General features: G+C 65.3%; 17 protein-coding genes and 2 tRNA genes. 5 read left to right on the top strand and 14 right to left on the bottom strand.

Going from position 1 to position 20,061, the window contains the following annotated elements:
* Window positions 1–32: 32 nt before the first annotated feature.
* From ACXAJV_RS08475 to ACXAJV_RS08455, 5 genes are all read right to left on the bottom strand, one after another.
* The gene (locus tag ACXAJV_RS08475; protein WP_475084183.1) at window positions 33–1,019 is read right to left on the bottom strand and encodes a DUF3137 domain-containing protein; all 987 of its coding nucleotides are present in this window, start codon (window positions 1,017–1,019) and stop codon (window positions 33–35) included.
* A complete protein-coding gene (locus tag ACXAJV_RS08470; protein ID WP_475084181.1) occupies window positions 1,019–3,856 on the bottom strand; it encodes a valine--tRNA ligase in 2,838 nt (945 codons plus the stop codon). Before ACXAJV_RS08470 ends, ACXAJV_RS08475 begins: the two co-directional genes overlap by 1 nt.
* A 314-nt stretch (window positions 3,857–4,170) precedes the next feature.
* Window positions 4,171–4,749, bottom strand: coding sequence for a DUF2497 domain-containing protein (locus ACXAJV_RS08465; RefSeq protein WP_475084178.1), 579 nt, complete (start codon window positions 4,747–4,749; stop codon window positions 4,171–4,173).
* Between the two features lie 95 nt (window positions 4,750–4,844).
* A complete protein-coding gene (locus ACXAJV_RS08460) occupies window positions 4,845–6,254 on the bottom strand; it encodes a TolC family outer membrane protein (RefSeq protein WP_475084176.1) in 1,410 nt (469 codons plus the stop codon).
* A gap of 239 nt (window positions 6,255–6,493) precedes the next feature.
* Window positions 6,494–7,153: a protein-L-isoaspartate O-methyltransferase family protein gene (locus ACXAJV_RS08455; RefSeq protein ID WP_475084175.1), complete on the bottom strand. Its 660-nt coding sequence runs from the start codon at window positions 7,151–7,153 to the stop codon at window positions 6,494–6,496.
* Window positions 7,154–7,359: 206 nt separating this feature from the next.
* Between ACXAJV_RS08455 and ACXAJV_RS08450 the strand changes: the two genes are divergently transcribed.
* A tRNA-Cys gene (locus ACXAJV_RS08450) sits at window positions 7,360–7,433 on the top strand.
* Between the two features lie 169 nt (window positions 7,434–7,602).
* Here ACXAJV_RS08450 and ACXAJV_RS08445 read toward each other — a convergent pair.
* Window positions 7,603–8,292 (bottom strand): SDR family oxidoreductase, encoded by a 690-nt coding sequence (locus tag ACXAJV_RS08445; RefSeq protein ID WP_475084172.1) that lies wholly within the window; start codon window positions 8,290–8,292, stop codon window positions 7,603–7,605.
* A gap of 79 nt (window positions 8,293–8,371) precedes the next feature.
* Here ACXAJV_RS08445 and ACXAJV_RS08440 point away from each other — a divergent pair, with 79 nt between their 5' ends.
* The gene (locus ACXAJV_RS08440) at window positions 8,372–9,892 is read left to right on the top strand and encodes a cryptochrome/photolyase family protein (protein WP_475084170.1); all 1,521 of its coding nucleotides are present in this window, start codon (window positions 8,372–8,374) and stop codon (window positions 9,890–9,892) included.
* 101 nt (window positions 9,893–9,993) lie between these two features.
* On the opposite strand, the gene ACXAJV_RS08435 is transcribed toward ACXAJV_RS08440, so the two are convergent.
* Entirely contained in the window at window positions 9,994–10,131 is a 138-nt protein-coding gene (locus ACXAJV_RS08435) for a DUF2256 domain-containing protein (protein WP_475084167.1), read from the bottom strand.
* A 36-nt stretch (window positions 10,132–10,167) separates the two neighbouring features.
* Window positions 10,168–10,524, bottom strand: coding sequence for an Mpo1-like protein (locus tag ACXAJV_RS08430; RefSeq protein ID WP_348507038.1), 357 nt, complete (start codon window positions 10,522–10,524; stop codon window positions 10,168–10,170).
* 382 nt (window positions 10,525–10,906) lie between these two features.
* On the opposite strand from ACXAJV_RS08430, the gene ACXAJV_RS08425 reads away from it, so the two are divergent.
* Together ACXAJV_RS08425 and ACXAJV_RS08420 are read left to right on the top strand one after the other, a co-directional pair.
* A tRNA-Asn gene (locus ACXAJV_RS08425) sits at window positions 10,907–10,982 on the top strand.
* A 178-nt stretch (window positions 10,983–11,160) separates the two neighbouring features.
* Window positions 11,161–12,300, top strand: coding sequence for a GNAT family N-acetyltransferase (locus tag ACXAJV_RS08420; protein WP_475084165.1), 1,140 nt, complete (start codon window positions 11,161–11,163; stop codon window positions 12,298–12,300).
* Between the two features lie 9 nt (window positions 12,301–12,309).
* Here the strand turns inward: ACXAJV_RS08420 and ACXAJV_RS08415 are convergent, their stop codons facing one another.
* The 3 genes from ACXAJV_RS08415 to ACXAJV_RS08405 all read right to left on the bottom strand — a co-directional run bounded on the left by ACXAJV_RS08415 (window position 12,310) and on the right by ACXAJV_RS08405 (window position 15,227).
* Window positions 12,310–13,410 carry a hypothetical protein gene (locus ACXAJV_RS08415; RefSeq protein WP_475084163.1) on the bottom strand — a complete coding sequence of 367 codons (1,101 nt, stop codon included), beginning with the start codon at window positions 13,408–13,410 and terminating at the stop codon, window positions 12,310–12,312.
* Window positions 13,411–13,511: 101 nt separating this feature from the next.
* Window positions 13,512–14,261, bottom strand: coding sequence for a prephenate dehydrogenase/arogenate dehydrogenase family protein (locus ACXAJV_RS08410; protein ID WP_475084162.1), 750 nt, complete (start codon window positions 14,259–14,261; stop codon window positions 13,512–13,514).
* A gap of 54 nt (window positions 14,262–14,315) precedes the next feature.
* Window positions 14,316–15,227 carry a DMT family transporter gene (locus ACXAJV_RS08405; RefSeq protein WP_475084160.1) on the bottom strand — a complete coding sequence of 304 codons (912 nt, stop codon included), beginning with the start codon at window positions 15,225–15,227 and terminating at the stop codon, window positions 14,316–14,318.
* Between the two features lie 87 nt (window positions 15,228–15,314).
* Between ACXAJV_RS08405 and ACXAJV_RS08400 the strand changes: the two genes are divergently transcribed.
* The gene (locus ACXAJV_RS08400) at window positions 15,315–16,745 is read left to right on the top strand and encodes an aminotransferase-like domain-containing protein (RefSeq protein ID WP_475084435.1); all 1,431 of its coding nucleotides are present in this window, start codon (window positions 15,315–15,317) and stop codon (window positions 16,743–16,745) included.
* Here ACXAJV_RS08400 and ACXAJV_RS08395 read toward each other — a convergent pair.
* From ACXAJV_RS08395 to ACXAJV_RS08385, 3 genes are all read right to left on the bottom strand, one after another.
* On the bottom strand, window positions 16,742–18,655 hold the full coding sequence (locus ACXAJV_RS08395) for an ABCB family ABC transporter ATP-binding protein/permease (RefSeq protein WP_475084157.1): 1,914 nt from the start codon (window positions 18,653–18,655) through the stop codon (window positions 16,742–16,744). The genes ACXAJV_RS08400 and ACXAJV_RS08395 overlap by 4 nt on opposite strands.
* Window positions 18,656–18,722: 67 nt before the next feature.
* Complete coding sequence (locus ACXAJV_RS08390; protein ID WP_475084155.1) at window positions 18,723–19,676, bottom strand: hypothetical protein; 954 nt, start codon at window positions 19,674–19,676, stop codon at window positions 18,723–18,725.
* Window positions 19,673–20,020 (bottom strand): PadR family transcriptional regulator, encoded by a 348-nt coding sequence (locus ACXAJV_RS08385; protein ID WP_475084154.1) that lies wholly within the window; start codon window positions 20,018–20,020, stop codon window positions 19,673–19,675. The genes ACXAJV_RS08390 and ACXAJV_RS08385 overlap by 4 nt, the downstream gene beginning before the upstream one ends.
* Window positions 20,021–20,061 lie beyond the last annotated feature (41 nt).

The following is a 20,061-nucleotide window of genomic DNA, read 5'->3' as shown; positions in this document are numbered from 1 at the left end:
TTCCTCTTCCCCACATCATGGGCGTGGAAATTTCAGCCCTGACGCTCCGGCGTGTCTTCCACCAGACTCGGCTCGCCTGCGCTGGCGGGGCGGACGAGGAGGTCGATCAGGCCGAGCACCTGGGTCAGTTCGCCCACCAGGGCCTGCACGCGCGACTGGTCGGCGAGCGGTTTGCTCATCGAGCCGATCTCGAACAGATTGCCCGTCTCGGCCGCAATCAGCAGCTCGCCCTCGCCGCTGTGCGCGTCGAACATGGCGCGCACGCGCTTGCCGCGCAGGTCTTCTTCCAGCTTCAACAGGCGTTCCATGAAGGACGGGGTGAGCATGTAGCGCGCCAGCACCTGGTCGTCGCCATAGACCTCGAAAATGCGCTCGAACTTGGGATCGACGAGGCCGATCCGCTTGAGATCATGCCCGCCCATCGACCGGCCCAGTGCCGCCAAGCCGTTGAACCAGCCATTGTCGCGGGTGATCACGGTGACGCCCTCGACCTTGCGCGGGAAGGTGATGCGGATGATCACACCGCGAAAGACAGTGACGTAGTAAGTGCGCTTGTTGGACCGGCGACGCTGTTCCAGATGCGCCTCGTAGAGCTCGAAATCGCAACCCTGCCGTTCGCCGGAGAAACAGTCCTCGAAGTGGCGGCGGTTATAGGATGGCAGCAAGTCGTAGTCGCGCAGGGTCTGGAACCGCGCCGGCTCGGCCGGCTTTTCCATGTAGGACAGGTCCAGCGCCTCGGCGACGGCAGTGTTGAGCTTGGTCTTCACCTGCTTGGCCAGCCGGGCCACCCGCTGATTGCCGGCAACGCCACCAATCACCGTGCTGACGAACAGGCCGAAGAAGAAGAACACCCCGTCGCCGGCCCACAGATACAGCAATCCACCGACCGCAAAGCCAGCGGCAAAGCCGCCGGCCAGACAATAGAGCCGGTGACGCAATGCCTTCTTGCGCTCGATCTCCAGCTCGTCGAGCCAGGGTTTGAGCGTATTGGTCCACAGATCGTCCCAGCGCTCGTCCATCAGGCCTCCTGCAGGCGCTCCAGCGCCTCGGCCAGCTTGGCCTTCTGCGTGGAATAATCCGCCAGTTTCTCACGCTGTTCCGCGACGACATCGGCCGGCGCATTGGCGACGAATTTCTCGTTGCCCAGCTTCTTCTCAAGCCGGCCGATCTCGCCGTCCAGCTTGGTGAGCTCCTTGGAGAGGCGCTCGCGTTCGGCGGCGAAATCGATGACGCCTTCCAGCGGCAGGGCCAGCGTCGCCTCGCCCAGCACGGTCTGGGCCGACGCCGGCGGCACGCTGTCGGAAACGCCGATATCGGCCAGGCGCGCCATGCGCTTGATCAGCGCTTCATGGCGCTCCAGCCTGGCCTGGGTTTCGGCGCTGGCCCCAACGGCGATCAGCGGCACCTGGGCACCAGCCGGCACATTCATCTCGGCCCGCAGGCGGCGGATATCGGTGATGAGATCGATCAGCCAGCCCATTTCACTGGTAGCGGCCGCATCGTCGAGCCCGTCCAGCACCGGCCAGTCGGCGACGATCAGCTGGGTGTCGCGCGTGCCCGTTTCCTGCCACAGCGCCTCGGTGACGAAGGGCATGAAGGGGTGGAGCATTTTCAGCGCCTGGTCGAGCACATAGGCGGTCGTCGCCCGCGTCTCGGCCTTGGCCGCCTCGTCATCGCCGTTGAACAGCGGCTTGGCAAATTCCAGGTGCCAGTCGCAGAACACGTTCCAGACAAATTTATAGGCCGCAGCGGCCGCCTCGTTGAAGCGGTAGCCATCGAGCCCGGCATTGATCGCCTCGACCGCGCGGGCAGCTTCGGACAGGATCCACTTGTTGACCGTCTGCTCGACCGATTTCGGATCGAAACCGGCCACCGGGCGGCACTCATTCATTTCGCAGAAGCGCGCGGCATTCCACAGCTTGGTGCCGAAATTCCGGTAGCCCTCGACGCGTTCCTTGGACATGCGGATATCACGCCCCTGCCCGGCCTGGGCAGCCAGCGAGAAACGCACGGCGTCGGCGCCGTATTCGTCGATCAGCTCCAGCGGGTCGATCACATTGCCCTTGGACTTGGACATCTTCTGGCCCTTCTCGTCGCGGACGAGGGCGTGGATATAGACGTCCTTGAAGGGCACTTGGGACTGGCCGTTTTCATCCTTCATGAAATGCAGGCCCTGCATCATCATGCGGGCGACCCAGAAGAAGATGATGTCAAAGGCCGTCACCAGGACCGAGGTCGGATAGAAGCGCTCCAGCTCGGCGGTGTCCTGCGGCCAGCCAAGCGTGGAGAAGGGCCACAGGGCGGAGGAGAACCAGGTGTCGAGCACGTCCTCATCCTGGGTCAGCGGCTTGCCGCCGGCCTTGGCGCTGGCTGCCTCTTCGCTCTCGGCGACATAGACATTGCCGTCTTCGTCATACCAGGCCGGAATGCGATGGCCCCACCACAGCTGGCGTGAGACGCACCAGGGCTGAATGTTGCGCATCCATTCGAAATAGGTCTTTTCCCAATTCTTCGGATGGAAAGTCGTGCGCCCGTCCTCGACGGCCGCGATCGCGTCCTTGGCCAGCACATCCGCCTTCACGAACCACTGGTCGGTCAGCATCGGCTCGATCACGACATGAGAGCGGTCGCCGAAGGGCTGCTGAATCTTCTTGTTCTCGACCAGCGGGATGTCATTGCCCTCGTCGTCCTTGACGGTGACGGCCAGGCCTTCCGCAGTGATCGCCTCGACCACGCGCTTGCGGGCCTCGAACCGGTCGAGACCGCGATACTCTTCCGGCACGAGATTGATCGCATCAACTTCGGCCTCGCCGGGTACCGCGCCGCCCTTGGCGATGGCCATCGCCTGGGCCGCGCACTCGGCATAGGACGCGCCATCCGACCGCATCGCGGCCTGCACGTCCATCAGCCGATAGAGCGGAATGTCGTTCCGCTTGGCGACTTCGTAGTCGTTGAAATCATGCGCGCCAGTGATCTTCACCGCGCCCGAGCCGAATTCCGGATCGGGATATTCGTCGGCAATGATCGGGATCAGGCGGCGATGCTCCTTCGGTCCGACCGGGATCTCGCACAGCGCGCCGATGATGGACACATAACGCTCATCGTCCGGATGCACGGCCACCGCGCCATCGCCCAGCATGGTTTCCGGGCGTGTCGTGGCGATGGCGATATAGTCGCGCTCTTCTTCCAGCACGACAGTCCCGTCCGCATCCTTCTCGACATAGGTATAGGTCTTGCCGCCGGCGAGCGGATATTTGAAATGCCACATGAAGCCGTCGACTTCGACATTCTCCACTTCGAGGTCGGAGATGGCGGTCTCGAACTTGGGATCCCAGTTCACCAACCGCTTGCCGCGATAGATCAGGTCCTGCTCGTAGAGCTCGACGAATACTTTCAGCACGGCTTCGGACAGGCCGTCATCCAAGGTGAAGCGCTCGCGCGACCAGTCGCAGGACGCGCCCAGGCGCCGGATCTGCTGCTGGATCTGACCGCCGCTCTCTTCCTTCCATTCCCACACACGTTTGAGGAAGGCTTCGCGCCCCATCTCGCGGCGGGACATATTGCCCTCGGCCGCCAGCTGGCGCTCGACCACCATCTGCGTGGCGATGCCGGCATGGTCGGTCCCCGGCTGCCACAGCACCGAACAGCCCAGCATCCGCTTGTAACGCACCAGCACGTCCTGCAGCGTATCGTTCAACGCGTGACCGATATGCAAACGCCCGGTGACATTGGGTGGAGGGATCACGATCGAGAAAGGCTGCGCGTTCGGATCGTCCTTCGGCTGGAAAGCGCCGGACGTTTCCCAGGCTTCGTAGATCGAGGCCTCGGCTTGGGCAGGGTTGAAAGTCTTTTCCATCGTGGATCCGCTGGTGTTGAGTACGCCTGTCGCGTTTAGAGCGTTTTTGGGGCAAGCGCACGGCATTGTCAGCCCGGCAGCTGCGGATGGGTGGGCCACACGCCGGCCAAACCTCCCTCTCCCGGGGGGAGAGGGATCAAGGGAGAGGGGGAAAACACCGTCCCCCGTGCTCCAGGCGCCGGGACCGGGTTATCCCCCTCATCCGCCCTTCGGGCACCTTCTCCCCAGGGAGAAGGAGTGGAGTCGTCTCAGCCACAAAAGGAAAAGGCGCGCCCCGCAGGACGCGCCTTTCCAATTCCGTATGCGACAAAAGCCTAGCGGCGGCGGCGCGCGACGCGGTCGATTTCGGCCTGGACCTTCTCGTCGACAATGGACGGCAGGTTGGCATCCAGCCATTCCTTCAGCATCGGACGCAGGAGCGCGCGGACGACGCCTTCCAGCGTACGGCCTTCCTCGTCGGAGATGCGGATGTTTTCCGCCAGCGTGTGGAAGGAGCCCATCGCGGCCGAGGCGGCCGGTTCGGACATGATGCCGTCGGACACTTCGTCCTCCAGCGCGTCGAAATCGATCTCGGGTTCCGGCTCGGGCTCCGGTTCGGCAAAGGCTTCCGGCTCCTCTTCCCGGTCGATGATCATCAGATCGTCGTCCATGGACAGCGGATCCGTGCCGCCCTCCGGCTCGTCGACCTTGTCGGTCAACTCCAGCACATCGCCTGTATCGCCGGCCTCGTCGAACATGGCGTCGACATCGTCCTGGCTGTTCGGCTCGTCGGCCGCCGGTTCCGGCGCGGCTTCAGCCTCGGCCGGCGCGTCGTCGTCATCCTCATTGATGATCCGGCGGATCGAGGAGAGGATTTCCTCCATCGACGGTTCGTTCTCGGCTTGCTCTGCCATTACGCCAGGTCCCTAAGAAATTCGTTCAATTCTCTTCTAACGCGAATAAACCGGCCAAGACAAAGCCTGTCCAGTCCTTCACTGTTGGAAAGAGCCTAGTCCCAGGGCGTTAAGTCAAGGTTAGGAAAGCGTGATTGGCGCATATCCTGTTCAGCGGGATCGTAGACATTGACCGTCAGGCCAAGTTGCTCCGCAGAAACCAGCCCCATCGCCTGAAGCAATTGATAGCCTGCAACATAGGAATCTCGCTCCGCCGTCACGAGCGTGAGGCGCGAGTTCAGCAGTTCCTGTTCTGCATCAAGCACATCAAGCGTGGTCCGGATGCCGACATAGGCCTCTTGCTCCACCCCGTCGAGGGCGATCTCGTTGGCGCGGACGGCCTGTTGCGAGCTCTCGATCACGGCCAGCGAGGTGACGTAATTGCTCCAGGCATTGGTCACCCCCTCGGTCACCTGGCGGCGCGCCTGACGCACCTGGTGGCGGGCCTGTTCTTCCTGGGCAACGGCGGCGCGCACGCGCGAACGATTCAACCCGCCGGTGAAGATCGGGATGGAAACCCGGCCGGTCACCGAGGTCGAATCACGCTCATCGCCGGAAAAGCTCGAATCGCGGGCTGCCGAGGCGCTGGCGCTCAGCGTCACTTCCGGACGCAGATTGGAACGGGCGATGCGGATCGCGTGGCGGGCCGATTCCTCGCTGAACTGGGCCGCCAGCAATTGCGGGCTCGACCGGTAGGCGAACTCGGCCGCGTCGGCGAGGCTTTCGGGCATGCCCGGCAGCGCCGGCGGTTCTTCCAGCGTGGCCGGCGGCTGACCCGTAACGCGCTCATAAGCGGCGCGGCTGACAGCGAGCTGCGACTGGGCAGCAGACAGTTCGGCCTGGGCGCCGGACAGGCGCGCCTCGGCCTGTGCCACGTCGGTGCGGGTGATCTCGCCAACCTCGAACCGATCGCGCGCCGCCTGCAGGTGCTGCGCGAGCACTTCGGCATTGTTGCGGCGGATTTCCACGACGCGCGCATCGCGGCGCACATTCATGAAGGCGGTAACGGCATCCACCAGCACGGTCTGCTCGACCGAGCGAAGCGATTCGCGGCCGGCCATGATCTGGGCCGTGGCTTGATCGATCGCGCCGCGCACCTGGCCGCCACCATAGATCAACTGGCTGGCGGTGATGGAGTAATTCTTCGGAGTGGCGTCGCTGGTGCTGCTCGACGGCACCCGCTCGCCGGCAATCACGAAAGTGCTCTGGGATTCGACATGCTGGCGCGCGATGGAAGCATCGGCGGAAACGCTCGGCAGCCGCCCGGCCATCGCCTGGACACGCCCCTCGTCAATCGCACGCAGGCTGGCCCGTTCCGCCTGCAGCGTCGGGTTGGAATTATACGCCATGACCAGCGTGTCTTCGAGCGACTGGCCCCAAGCCGGTGCCGCCATTGCAATCAGGGATACGCTCCCTGCGAGTACGGCCCCGAAAAGCCCCTTCGGTCCCAGTGTCGAACGCGTCATCTACGCACCCCTTGTCGCGCGGACCGGCCCAGCCCGTCCCTCGTGAAATCTTATACTGCCGACAGGCCGGATGGCCAGCGACGCAATGTCGCCTGCATATAGGAAGCCCGTCCAGCAAAGTGAACGATGTTTGCCAAACTTTTAGCCCCTCGTCATGCGCAAGTCATCAATCGTTGACTTCACAGACCGAGAAATCCGGCCATGCAGAAATGCAGCGACGGAATCCTGTCAGTACGGAATCAGAAGGTAAAACCAGGCTCGGCTTCGAAGCCCGGCAGCACAGAGGCGTTGGCATCGAACACGATACGTTCGCCGATCCCCGCTTCAGACTTGGTAAAAACCGTCGCCTTGCCCACCGGGCCCTTGCGCACGATCACGGCCAGGCGGCCACCATTGGCCAGCTGGTCGAACCAGGCATCCGGCACGATATCGACCGAACCATTGACGAAGATGACGTCGTAAGGCCCCTGGCCCGGCACGCCTTCTTTCGGATCGCCCTCGATCACCACGGCATTGTCAGCTCCGATGTCCGACAGCAGGCCGGCGGAACGGGACAGGCCGTCCTCGTCATTCTCCACGCCCACAACCGTTTCGGCCATGCGCGCCAGAATGCCCGTGGAATAGCCGCGGCCGGCGGCAATATCGAGCACCAGCTCGGTCGGCTCGATCTGGGCGGCGTGAATGAGTTTGGACAGGTCGCGCGGCCGCATCATCGTGCGGTTCTCGCTCGTCGCCACTTGGGCATCGGCATAGGCGGCAGCCCGCCGCGCGCGCGGCACGAAGAGATGGCGCGGCGTGTCCAGGAAGGCCGCGATCAGGCGGCGATCGGTAACGTCGGCCGGGCGGATCTGGCTGTCCACCATGTGCTTGCGCGCCTGTTCGAATTCGCTCACGGGCATCTCCCTGGATGAACTGCCGTCCCATCGGCCTGCGGCCAGTCATGTGAGCGCTGATATATCCTGCCCCGCGAGGGATCGGCAACCGCCCTGCTGCGCGAGAGGCCATTCGCCGCATCTGCTTCGTCACGGCACGCAATGCAGATCGCTGTGAACTGGTCCATTGCCCCGCCCGCACACTCCGGTTATAGCTCCCGGCTCGCAAGTGCGGCACCGTGGCGGAGTGGTTACGCAGAGGACTGCAAATCCTTGTACCCCGGTTCGATTCCGGGCGGTGCCTCCACCCTTCGCCCTGCGGGCTTCGGGTGGCAAGCCACCCGCAGCGCGCCCCCGGGCGAAGCGGTGCCCTCCGAAGCCTTGGCGTAGGGGGGCTGTTGGCGACACGCGCGATTTCATCCTTTGCCATCGAGCTCCTGGCCCACCGCTGGGCGGACTGCTCGCAACCGGTCCCCTCAATACGCCACCCGCTCTCCCTTATGATCGAAGAAGCCGCCGCTGTCGGCCGGTGTCAGCGAGTCGATCACGACGAGTATCTCCTCCGCCGCCACACCCGGTGATCGTACGGCCAGGCCGGACCGGGCGAAGGGCTGCGACAGCGGCGTGTCCACTGTGCCCGGATGCAACGCCACACAGACCGCCTCGCGACGCTTGCGGCCCATCTCGATCGCGGCGCCGCGCACCAGCTGGTTCAGCGCGGCCTTGGACGCGCGATAGGCGTGCCAACCGCCCAGCCTGTTATCGCCGATCGAGCCGACCCGCGCGGACAGGGTGGCGAACACGCTGCGGCCCTCGCGCGGCAGGAGCGGCAGGAAATGCTTCATCAGGAGGGCCGGTCCCGTCGCATTGATCGCAAAGGCTTTGGCCATGTGGTCCGGATCGATCTCGGCCAGGGCCCGCTCGGGCCGGAACTTCTCATCGTGCAGGAAGCCGGTCGCATCGATGACCAGGCGGAGGACGACATCTTCTGCCTTCAGCCACGCCGCCGCCCGCCCGATCGAGGCCTCGTCACAAACATCCACCACCGGGTCCGAACGGCGCGACAGCCGCACCACGCGCTCGCAAGTGCCCCGTGCCTTCAGCGCATCGGCCAGCGCCCGGCCGATCCCGCCCGTCGCCCCGATGATCAGCGCCGCCTGCGTCATGGATGCACCTTTCGCGCCCTTTAACTGGTCCTTCTCATCGTCTCCTACGTATCTCCCATGAAAGCGGATCGGATTGACGATGAAAGACCTTGTCCTTGTTCTGGGCGACCAGCTGAGCCCCGGCCTGCCCAGCCTGCGCCAGCGACAGCCTGGCGATGCCGACATCCTGATGGCCGAGGTCACAGCCGAGACGGAGTATGTCTGGCATCACCGCAAGAAAATCGCCTTCATCTTCTCCGCCATGCGCCATTTCGCCGGTGAGCTGCGCGAAGCCGGGCGGCGGGTGATCTACCGCGCCTTCGACGAGACCCCGCCCTGTCCCGATCTGGCGAGTGCCGTCGCCGATGCGCTGGCGGCGGGTGACTACAAACGCCTCATCCTGACCGAACCCGGCGAATGGCGGCTGCGCGCGGAAATGGAAAGCTGGGAGGAGCGCTTCGGCCTGCCGGTCATCATCCTGGAGGACGACCGCTTCATCTGCTCCCGCGAGGATTTCAACCGCTGGGCCGACGGGCGCAAACAGCTGCGCATGGAGTATTTCTATCGCGAGATGCGCCAGCGCACCGGCCTTCTGATGGAGGGTGGCAAGCCGGCCGGCGGGCGCTGGAATTTTGACAGCGAGAACCGCAAGCCCGCCAGCGGCGACCTGTTCATGCCGCGCCCCTTCGGCACCGAGCCCGACACGATCACGCGCGACGTGCTGGACCTGGTCGAGGCGCGCTTCCCGGACGGGTTCGGCGATCTGCGCCCCTTCCGCTTCGCGGTGAGCCGGGCCGATGCCGAAAAGGCGCTCGACCATTTCATCAGCACGGCCCTAAAAGGTTTCGGCGACTACCAGGACGCCATGCTGCAAGGCGAGGCCTTCCTCTATCACTCGGTGCTGTCGGCCTACATCAATGCCGGCCTGCTCGATCCGCTGGATGTGTGCCGCCGCGCCGAAGCCGCCTGGCAGGCCGGCGAAGCCCCGCTAAACGCTGTCGAGGGCTTCATCCGCCAGATCATCGGCTGGCGTGAGTATGTGCGCGGCATCTACTGGCGCGAGGGACCGGACTATGTCCGCCGCAATGAACTCGAGGCCACACGCCCCCTGCCGGACTTCTACTGGAGCGGCGAAACGGACATGGCGTGCCTGGCCGCCGCCATCGGCCAGACCCGGCGCGAGGCCTATGCCCACCACATCCAGCGCCTGATGGTCACCGGCACATTCGCCCTGATCGCCGGCATTGATCCGCACGCCCTGCATGAATGGTATCTGGCCGTCTATATCGACGCCTTCGAATGGGTGGAGGCGCCCAACACGATCGGCATGTCTCAATTTGCCGATGGCGGCCTTCTCGGGTCGAAACCCTATGCCGCCAGCGGCGCCTATATCGACCGCATGTCGGATTATTGCGCCGGCTGCCGCTACGACGTGAAGGACAAGACGGGACCCAGATCCTGCCCCTTCAATTCCCTCTACTGGGACTTCCTCGACCGCAATGCCGATCGCCTGCGCGGCAATCCGCGCCTCGGCCCGGTCTACAAGAACTGGGACCGGATGGACGAGACAAAACGCCAAGCCTATCGCGACCGGGCGGAGGCTGTACTGAAGGGGCTTTAGACACGACGGCCTTGACTCCCCCTCTCCCCGCCCCTCTCCCCAGGGAGAGGGAGTTCCAACGGAGCGGACCTCGAAGAAAACCCCGGAACCGGCGAGCGCCCCTACCCCCGCCGGCAGCGCTGGGAACAGTACTTCACCTCATCCCACACCAGCGCCCACTTCCGGCGCCAGCTGAAAGGACGGCCGCAACGAGCGCAGATTTTTTGCGGTTTCGGATTCTTCGAGACGTGACGGGCCATGGAGCAGACATAGTCCGCGCCGGCCCGCCGGGAAGATCAGGCGTGTTCCGCTTCGACCGTGCCGTCCGGACGCACACCAGCCTTCTCCAGCTCGCCGTCGAGGCGGCCCGTCAGGAAGAGACCGAACATGCGGTAGTCGCTGATCAGCGACCAGAGCGGATAGGTAAAGGTCGCCGGCTTGTTGCGCTCGACAAAAGCATGGCTCACCCAGGCAAAGAAATAGCCCGCGACCGGAACGGCCAGCAGGCCCCACCAGGTTTGTGTCGCCAGCGCCGCGATCAGCACCAGAATCGCCAGGGTAGACCCGACATAATGCCAGTTGCGCGTCGCCGGACGGGCGTGCTCGCGCAGGTAATAGGGCCAGAAAGAGCTGAAGGTCGTGTGTTCGCGCATCGTCACCTCCCCGTGTCGAATTCGCGTATCGGCAGCCCGAATCACTAGCACGGCCGGGCCCGGAACCGGAAACCGCAAAAAACATGGCTAACGAAAAATCTTCAAAAAGCTGCCCATTTCCATGAATCCATTAGGGACCCGGCAAGGACGGTGAACCATTTTCCCAATTTTCCCGACCCCGTTAACTCCGCCTTAAGGGTTCTCAACCAAATCTGTACGCGTCTTCCCGTGAAGACACCCCACCATCCACCCAATGCCTTTTCGGGAGCCTTCGCGGCTCCCGATTTTTTTTGCAGGAAACCGGCAGGTCTTGAGCAGCAGGGTGCTTGCGCCCTGAACAAAAGCTCTGATAAAAGCCGGTCCTCGCTTGAGAGAACGGTATTCCCCGGTAGCTCAGTTGGTAGAGCAGGTGACTGTTAATCACCGGGTCGGCGGTTCGAGCCCGTCCCGGGGAGCCATTCTTCTCCTGAAAGCGAAGTTGCCCACGACTGCAGGCCAATCCCGGGCCGGTCTAGCGAACGCCCTGCGCGTTCCGGTTTCGCACACCTGCACCAGGCTGCCTCTCCCGGCATGAAACTCGCATGAGACCTCCCCGCCGGGCGGATGGTTCCCGCGCCGGCACACGAGGGGTGACCGATGCGCGAGACATTCCAGCTTGTCGAGGCTGCCGCACTGAGCGAGCGAGGCTGGCAGTCCATCGCCCGCCTGCGCATGCGCTGCCCCGGCTGTCACAGCCCCTTTCTCGATCCCGGTTTCGCCCGTGCCGTCGCGCAGGTTCGCTCCGACACTTTCATCGGCCTTGCCTTCGAGGACGAGGCGCTGGTCGCCGCCTGGCCATTGCATGTGGCCCGCGATGACTGGACGCGCCCGGCCGGTGCGCCCTTTGCCGACTGGAATGGCCCCCTGATCGCACCGGGCAGCACGCTGACCCCGGCCCGCCTGATCGACGCGCTGGGCCTGGCCGGCCATACGGGCTCGAACATGACCTGTCGTCCCGGCGGTCCGGCCCTGCACGAGGAAACCACGCGCTCGCTGGTCACCGACCTGACCGGCGGCGCCCAGGCTACGCTTGACGGCCTTGCCCGCCGTCACCCGCGCCATTTCAAAAAACTGCGCCGCCTTGGCCGCAAGCTTGCCGCCGATCATGGCCCGGTCACCCTGACCCGCGCCGGACCGGACAGCGAGGCGCTGGGCCGGCTGCTCGACCTCAAGCGCGCCCAGCTGGTGCGCTCGGGTCTGCACGACGTGCTGTCGCCAGCCTGGGTGCGCGCCTTGCTGGAAAGCCTGCACCAGCCGCGCGACGGCAGCGATTTCGGGGCCGAGCTCTTTGTACTGGAGGCGGGCGGGGAATTCGTCGCGGCCGAGTTCAATTTGCGCTCCGGCCCGGTCATGCATGGCTGGCTCGCCGCATATGAACCGCGCTTTGCCGCCTATTCGCCCGGCCATTTGCTGGTGATGCATCTTCTGCCCGAGATCGCTGCGGGCGGGATCGTGGAGTACGACGCCGGCACGGCCGAGCATGGCTATAAGGACTATTTCGCCAATGGCGAGCGCACGGGCGTCTCAGCGACCCTGTTCGCGGAAAGCCGCCGCAATGCCTTCCGGCCCGTTCACCGCACGCTGCACCGGCTGGAGCATGCCGGTCCGGGAGTGCTGGCCCGCCTGATCGGCCGCACCCGTCGCCGGCTCGACCAGATCTGCGCCGCAGAAACCAGCCTGCGCGGCCGCACCCGCGGGACACTCAGCGCCATGCGTCGCTTTTTTCCAGCGGGATAGGCTTGTGCGCTACCGCATCAAACGCGGCGGGGTGCGGTAGGCAAAGAAGTAGTCGGCATCGCCGGGGCGCGGTGTCCAGAACTGGCGCATCGCATCGTCGCGGAACTGGACATGACAGGGGTCATAGTCGAGCTGGCGCGTCAGGCACCAGCCACCGGCCTGCGTAACCGCCTCGGGGACAGCGCGGGGAAAATGCAGCCGCACCTTGGCCACACCCGCCCGCCGAGCACGCGACAGGATATGGCGCAAGACTGCGATCTGGGCGGCAATGCCATCCTCATCGTCCACGCCGAGCCAGTCGACGATCTCGACATGCTCCAACCCGTCGGCCGAGGGCTTGGTCAACAGTGTTCCGGCCAGCAAGGCCGGCGCACCATCGATGCGCGCAAGGAGATAGTCCAACCCGCCGGTCCGGTCGGGATCACCGCAGCGATATTCCAGCCGCTCGCGATCGAACATACGCACCGCCTCGCCCGTCTCAACAAGCCGCCTGGTCAAGCGGGAGAGATCGGCATCATCCATCCGGTCCACTGGCTCGAGCGTCACCCGCGGCGCCAGACGTTTGGCGGTATCGAGACCCAGCTCGAAAACGCGGCTGAAGCATTCCGTGCCAGCCGGTTCGCGACCCAGCGTCTTTTTCAGGCGAGACAAGACGATACGCAGGGGGGCGGTCGGCCACTCCAGCCATTCCCGTCCGGCCTTGCCCAGCCAGGGCGCAGCACCGATACGCGGCAACATACGGGCCGACAGGGCATTATTATTGAGAGTGGAATAGACATCCACCCCGGTCTGGCGCAGCCCGTGGCGTGCCAAGACGATCCCGGCCTGACGCCCCGCACCGGACAAGTCAGTCACCAGCGTGTGACCGATGGCAGCGCGCAGCGTGCGGTTACCGATCCGGTAGCGTGAGGCGAAATTGCCTATGAAGCCGACCACAGCGCCCGCGCGCTCGAGCACCCAGCCCGATGGTATCCCATCCTGGTCGGGGTTTTCAAACAACACCCAGTGCCAGCCCGCTTCAGAGCGTTCGGGAAAGCCGCAATCGCGGACGATGCGGGTGATCGCCGGAATATCGTCCGGCATAACCGGACGGATGTCGCCGCGTGCCATGGCCCTCCCCTCCGGTCCGCGCACTCAGGGTCCGGACGGTGCCGTCCGGTTGTTGTGCGCCAGAATGCGCCGCGAAAGTGAGCAAGCGCTTAAGCTGGCCGCTATTTTGCCAGGCGGCTGTCCAACGCCCGGGCAGACTCGAAGAAGCGGCGGCGCAGATCGGCCGCATGTGGATTGTGCCGCTCGATGGCGCGGAACAGCGCGTCACTGTCCTGGGAAACCAGCCGCGCGGCTTCCGCCAGCAGGTCGAAGGAACGCGTCGTATAGGGCGCGGGCGGCAGATCGAGATCGGTGATCACCTTGGAGACCAGATGGGTCAGCGCCTGTACGGCCGCCATGGTGCGGTCGTGTGTGTCGGCGTCGGACAGGTGCACGTCCAGCGCCAGGCGCTCGCGCAGGAAGCGGGTCACACACTCCGGATCCACGCCCGGTTCCGGGCACAGTACGATCGACTGGCCGGCCACACCCTTCGCTGCACTTTGCGGACCGAAGAGCGGGTGGGTGCCCAATATGCGGGTGCCGGCCGGCAGGGTCTCGCGCAGGACACGCATCGGCTCCAGCTTCACCGAGGCCACATCGATCACCAGCGCGCCGGGCTGGATATGCGGCGCAATGGCGGCCGCCACTTCGGCCAGCGCCTGAACAGGCACGGCCAGAATGACGACCGGCTGCGATGCCGCCCCGGCCAGCGTCCCGGCCTGCACGCCGTCCGGCATGGGGGCGTGCGGATCATGTCCCGTCAGATCGACGTGGGGCGCCAGATGCTGCGCGGCCAGCTGTCCGAACGCACCCAGACCGATGAGGCCAATGGCGGGACGCCCGTCAGACACTGTTTGCGGGGCACTGGCCATGGCGACTCCGTGGGACCGTTCAAAGCGTGATCGGGATTCTGCTCCAGCGTCCGATTATGCACGCCGGCGCAGGCGTGTGAACGCGGCGGCGCTGCGCGAGCCCGGACGGGAGAAATGCTTCGCCCCGGCCACGCACAGCACGATCCCGGCTGCTGTGGCGAGCATCGCGCCACTGATATGTTCGTGCAGCAGCAAGGCCGCCAGCATGAGGCCGAAGAAGGGCATCAGCAATTGCAGCTGGCTGACCGCCGCAATGCCGCCCTGGGCGAGGCCGCGATACCAGAAGATAAAACCGATCAGCATGGAGAAAACCGACACATAGCCCACGCTCAGCCAGACCGGCAGGGCGATGCCGTCGAAGCTGGCCGGCGCTGTGAACACCGAGAGGGCGAGCATGGCCGGCAGGGCCAGCACCAGCGCCCAGGAGATCACCTGCCAGCCGCCCAGATGCCGGGACAGGCGCGCGCCCTCGGCATAGGCCATGCCGCACAGGATCAGTCCCGCCATCATCATGCCGTCGGCGATCAGGTCGGAACTGCCGCCGCGGCCGAGGGCGAAACCGGCGACCAGCGCCGCGCCGAGGCCTGAGAATATCCAGAAGACCGGATGCGGACGCTCGCCGCCCCGCAGAAAGCCGAAGATCGCCGTGATCAGCGGCAGGAGGCCAAGAAAGACCAGCGAGCGGGCGGCATCCACCCGTTCCAGCGCCAGGGCCGAGAGCAGCGGAAAGCCGATCACGACGCCCACCGCTGTCGCGGCCAGCGGCACGAGATCGCTCCGCGCCGGCCGCCGTTCGCGCAGCACCACGAGCAGCAGAAGACCCAGCACGCCCGCAATACTGCCGCGCATCGCGGTCAGGAAGACCGGGTCGAAGCCCGATACCGCAATCCGCGTCGCCGGCATGGATCCGCTGAAGATCAACATTCCGGCAAATCCGCTGGCCCAGCCCCGATACGCTTCACGCATGACAATCTCCTGTCTGTAACCGCGCCATGAGAGCGGCGGCGGGCTGGAAAGACGAGAGACACTCCGATACAATTTGGCAAAACCGTACTGATACAAAGAGCAATACAGATGGCCGATGGCAGCTCCCTCTCCCACGCTTCAGACACCTCCCTCGTGGGCAAGGTCATGGCGACGATCGAAAGCCGGATCGCCACGCGCAGCCTGACGCCCGGCGCCCGTCTGCCCTCGATCCGCGCGCTGGCGGAAACGCTGGGCGTGTCCAAATCCACCGTTGTGACCGCCTATGACCGGCTCGCCGCAGAGGGCACGATTCAGTCGCGCCCCGGCTCCGGCTTCTATGTCGCAGCCCCGCTGGCACCGCTCGCCGTTGCCGACCTCGGCCCGAAACTGGACCGCGAGGTCGATCCGTTCTGGATTTCGCGGCAGGCGCTGGAAGCCGGTCCGGAGATGCGTATGCCCGGCTGCGGCTGGCTGCCGGACAGCTGGATGCCGCACGCGGATATCCGCCGGGCGCTGCGATCGCTGGCCCGGGCCGATACCAGCTCGCTGGTCGAATACGGCTCACCGCGCGGCCTGCCCGCCTTGCGCCAGATCGTGGCCCGGCGCCTCGCCGAGCGCGGGATCGAGACCTCACCGGACCATGTCGTGCTCACCGATTCCGGCACCCAGGCGATCGATCTCGTCTGCCGCTTCCTGGTCGAGCCGGGCGATACCGTGCTGCTGGACGATCCAGGCTATTTCAACTTCCAGACCCTGTTGCGCTCGCACCGGGTGAAGATTGTCGGCGTGCCCTATACCCCCGCGGGCCCGGACGTGACAGCCTTTGCCGAAATCCTCGAGCGCGAGAAGCCGCGCCTCTACATCACCAATTCCGGCCTGCACAATCCGACCGGCGTCACCCTGTCACCGACTGTGGTGCACCAGGTGCTCAAACTGGCCGAGCGCGCCGGGCTGACCATTCTGGAAGACGATGTCTATGCCGATCTGGAAGTGAACCCCGGTCCGCGCCTGGCGACCTATGACGGGCTGGAAAACGTCATCCATCTGGGCAGTTTTTCCAAGACACTCACTGCCGCCGGCCGCTGCGGCTTCATCGCGGCGCGGCCGGATTGGATCGAGGCGCTCGTCGACCTGCGCATCTCCACCACATTCGGCGGCGGGCGGATGACGTCGGAAGTTGTCCTCCACCTCCTGCGCAGCGCCGCCTATCGCAAGCACGTCGAGGGCGTGCGCACGCGTCTGGCCGAAGCCATGGCGCGCACCGCCGACCGGCTCGCCCGCATCGGTATCGATCTCTGGGCGCGACCGGCTGCCGGCATGTTCCTGTGGTGCCGCCTGCCCGGCGATACCGACGCCGCCGACCTAGCCCGCTTTGCCCTGAAACACCAGGTCGTGCTGGCCCCGGGCAACACATTCAGCCCGTCGCAGACGGCCCGCAACTTCCTGCGCTTCAACGTCGCCCAGTGCGACGATCCGCACATCTATGATGTGCTGCAAAGGGGGTTGGAGCGCGCCTAATTCGTTGCCGTCTCTTCAGTGTTCACCGGAAACGGCACGACACCGCCCTCGCCAGCCTCGCTCTGGCGGCGCCACATGGCGGCGTAGAGACCGTCGCGGGCCAGCAATTCGTCATGCGTCCCGCTTTCCGCAACCCGGCCATCGTCGAGCACGAAGATCCGGTCCGCCCCGGCAATCGTCGACAGCCGGTGCGCGACGGCAATCGTGGTCCGCCCTCGCGCGGCTTCGGCCAGGGCCGCCTGGACCTCTTTTTCGGTCTGGCTGTCCAGCGCCGATGTCGCCTCGTCGAGCACCAGGATGGCCGGGTTCTTCAGGATGGCCCGCGCCACACCGACGCGTTGTTTCTCGCCGCCGGAGAGTTTCAGCCCGCGCTCGCCCACCCGGGTTTCCAGACCGCCCGGCAGGCCGCGCACGAAGGCGGCCAGATGAGCGCGTTCCAGCACCTGCCAGATCTCGGCCTCCGACGCGTCCGGACGGCCATAGACGATATTGGAGCGCAGCGTGTCGTTGAACAGGACCACATCCTGCGGCACCAGACCCAGCGCCTCGCGCAGGCTTTCCTGGGTGACATGGGCGATGTCCTGGCCGTCAATCTCCACCCGGCCGCTGTCGGGATCGTAGAAGCGGAACAGGAGGCGCAGCACGGTCGACTTGCCGGCGCCGGACGGTCCGCAAATGCCGACAAAACCGCCGGCCGGCACGTCAAGTTCGACCCCGTTGACCGAGCGCGACCGGCCATCATGAGTGAAGGTCACATCGTGCAGCCGCACGCCCCCGCCTGAAAGACGCAAATCCTGCGCATCCGGTGCGTCGGCAACTTCCGGACGGAGCGCCAGCGTGTCGAACACCCGCTCCATGTCGATCGCGCCCTGCTTGATCTCGCGATAGGCCCAGCCAAGAATGTTGAGCGGCTGGTACATATTCATCAGCATCATGGTGACAGCGGCGATATCGCCCGGCTGCAGAACACCGTTCCAGGCCTTCCAGCCGGCCATCAGCGCCATCGCCAGAAGACCGCCATTCATCACGAAGGCCTGGGCCCCGTTGAGCAGGGCCAGTGAGGATTGCGACCGCGCCGCGGCATGGGCATAGCGCGTCATCGCATCGTCGAAAGCGTCGGACTCGCGCCGCTCGGCGGCAAAGGCCTTCACCGTCTCGAAATTGATCAGGCTGTCGACCGCCCGCGCCGAGGCCTCATTGTCGGCCTCGTTCATCTGGCGGCGGATTCGCACCCGCCACTCGGTCACCGACCAGGTCAGCACCATGTAGATGGCGACCGTCACCACGGCGATGGCCGCAAACTCCCAGCCATAGTTCACGCTCAGCACAATCGCCGCCAGACCCAGTTCCAGCAGGGTCGGCGCGATGTTGAAGATGAGGAAGCGCATCAGGAAATCGACGGCCCGCGCACCGCGCTCGATAATGCGGTTGAGCGCGCCGGTGCGCTTGGTCTGGTGATAGCCGATCGACAGGGTCTGCACATGGGCAAAGGCGTTCACGGCCGTCAGGCGCTGGGCGTCCTGGCTGACCGGCGCGAACAGGGCATCGCGCAATTGCGGTGCCCCGACCGACATGAAGCGCGCCACGGCATAGGCGAAGAAGGCCATACCGAATGTGCCCGCGAGGCCGGACAGCAGGCCCGTCGCCGCATCGTTGCTCTCGCCTGCGCCCGCTCCGCCCTCGCTTACCCGGGCGGAAATCAGGTTGATGCCGTCACCGAAAAAGACCGGCGCCGCCACCGCGAACAGTTTCGCGACCACGGTCAGCGCGAGCGCCACGCCCATTCGGAAACGCCATTTCGCCATGTCCGGCGAGGCCAGCAGCGCGAACAGGCGCACCATGGTCGTGCCCAGCGAGCCCTGGGGCGCGGATTTCGCTTCGTCTTCGGTATCGCCGGGAAGAGGTCTCATCGCGCCATGACATAGGGCGTCGCGCAGGCCTGCGCCAGTGCGCGAGCGGACATTGCCCGTCCGCAGGTCAATGCATGCCTGTGGCCGGCGAAGCGCGGCGCGCCTGCCAGTCGCGCCGCAATTCCGTGACACCGGAGATCACACCCCAGCCGGCAAATACGGCCATGGCCAGCTTCATGTATTCATTGGCCGGTTCGGCCGCAAAGACATCGCCGGCCAGGACAATCTGGTACAGGATCGCGCTGAGCAGAAGCGTCAGCCCCGCCTCGACGCGCCGCTGCAGCGGGGTGATGCGGCCGGTAACAGCCTGCCAGCCCACAATGGCGATGGACAGTCCCAGCATGGCCCACAGGTAGGGCGCGCGCTCGGCGGCAAAGGCCGGGTCATAGCGGAAGGCGGCCAGCAGGGCCGAGGGGGCCGCGCCGCCGGAGATCATGTGCATTACCGTCGCAGGACCGATCACCAGCACGCCGAGGCCTGCCGCCCAGAACACGATGGACACACCCGCCAGCGGGCGGCTCACCGCATCGGGATCCCGCACAGCCGGCAGCGCGGAGGCGGACCAACGCCCGCGCGCGCCGTGGCGGCGCACCATGCCGACGACCCAGAACACCACCAGCAACAGACCCAGACCCTGCAAGCCCACGACGAAAGCCTCGTCAGCAATCCGCCCGGCAAAGTCCGCTTCGACTTGCGCGGCCGGGTCCGACAGCGCCGTGCCCAGCGCGAGTACGGCGAGCGCTGCCAGAAAGCTGACAGCGAGCGTACGGAACAGGCGCACATCACGCGCGTCAATCAGCGCCGCAGGTGTGTGATAGCGCAGCGCCACGGCATCGGGATGGCCGAAGGCCTCCAGCATCTCACGAGCCATCCGCGCATCCGGGTCTTGTCCCTGCGACCGCTCTTGCAGCATCTCACCAAGAAGCACCGACAACTCGGTGCCGATATCAGCGCGTTGCGCGTGCGGCAGACGGCGCGTCACCGCGTGTACATAGCGGGCAATCATGTCTTGTGGCGTCATTGTCCTGATCCGTCCTTCACCAACCCGTCCATGACCGCGCCGAGCGCCTGCCAGGAGTTTGCCAATTTTGCGTAGAGCGCCTGACCGCTTTCGCTGAGCTGATAGTAGCGGCGCGGCGAGCCCTCCCCTGTCCGCCACTCGCTGACCAGAACGCCCTGTGCCTCCAGCCGTCGCAGCAAGGGGTAGAGCGTGCCCTCCTCGATCTCCATGCCCCGGGCCGCCAGGGCCTGTCGCAGCGAATAGCCGTATTGGGCCTGTGTCAGCTGGGACAGGGCTGCCAGCACGATCGCACCGCGACGCAGTTCGAGCTCGAGTTTCGGAAACGGATCTTCGATTTTACCCATGCAGCACACTATACTGTTTGTCGCACAGTAGTCAATCGAGC

It is taken from the genome of Maricaulis sp. ABE4_448, from assembly GCF_056160825.1.
The sequence above is the reverse complement of the archived record's forward strand: the minus strand, read 5'-3'. Positions and strand labels throughout refer to the sequence as shown.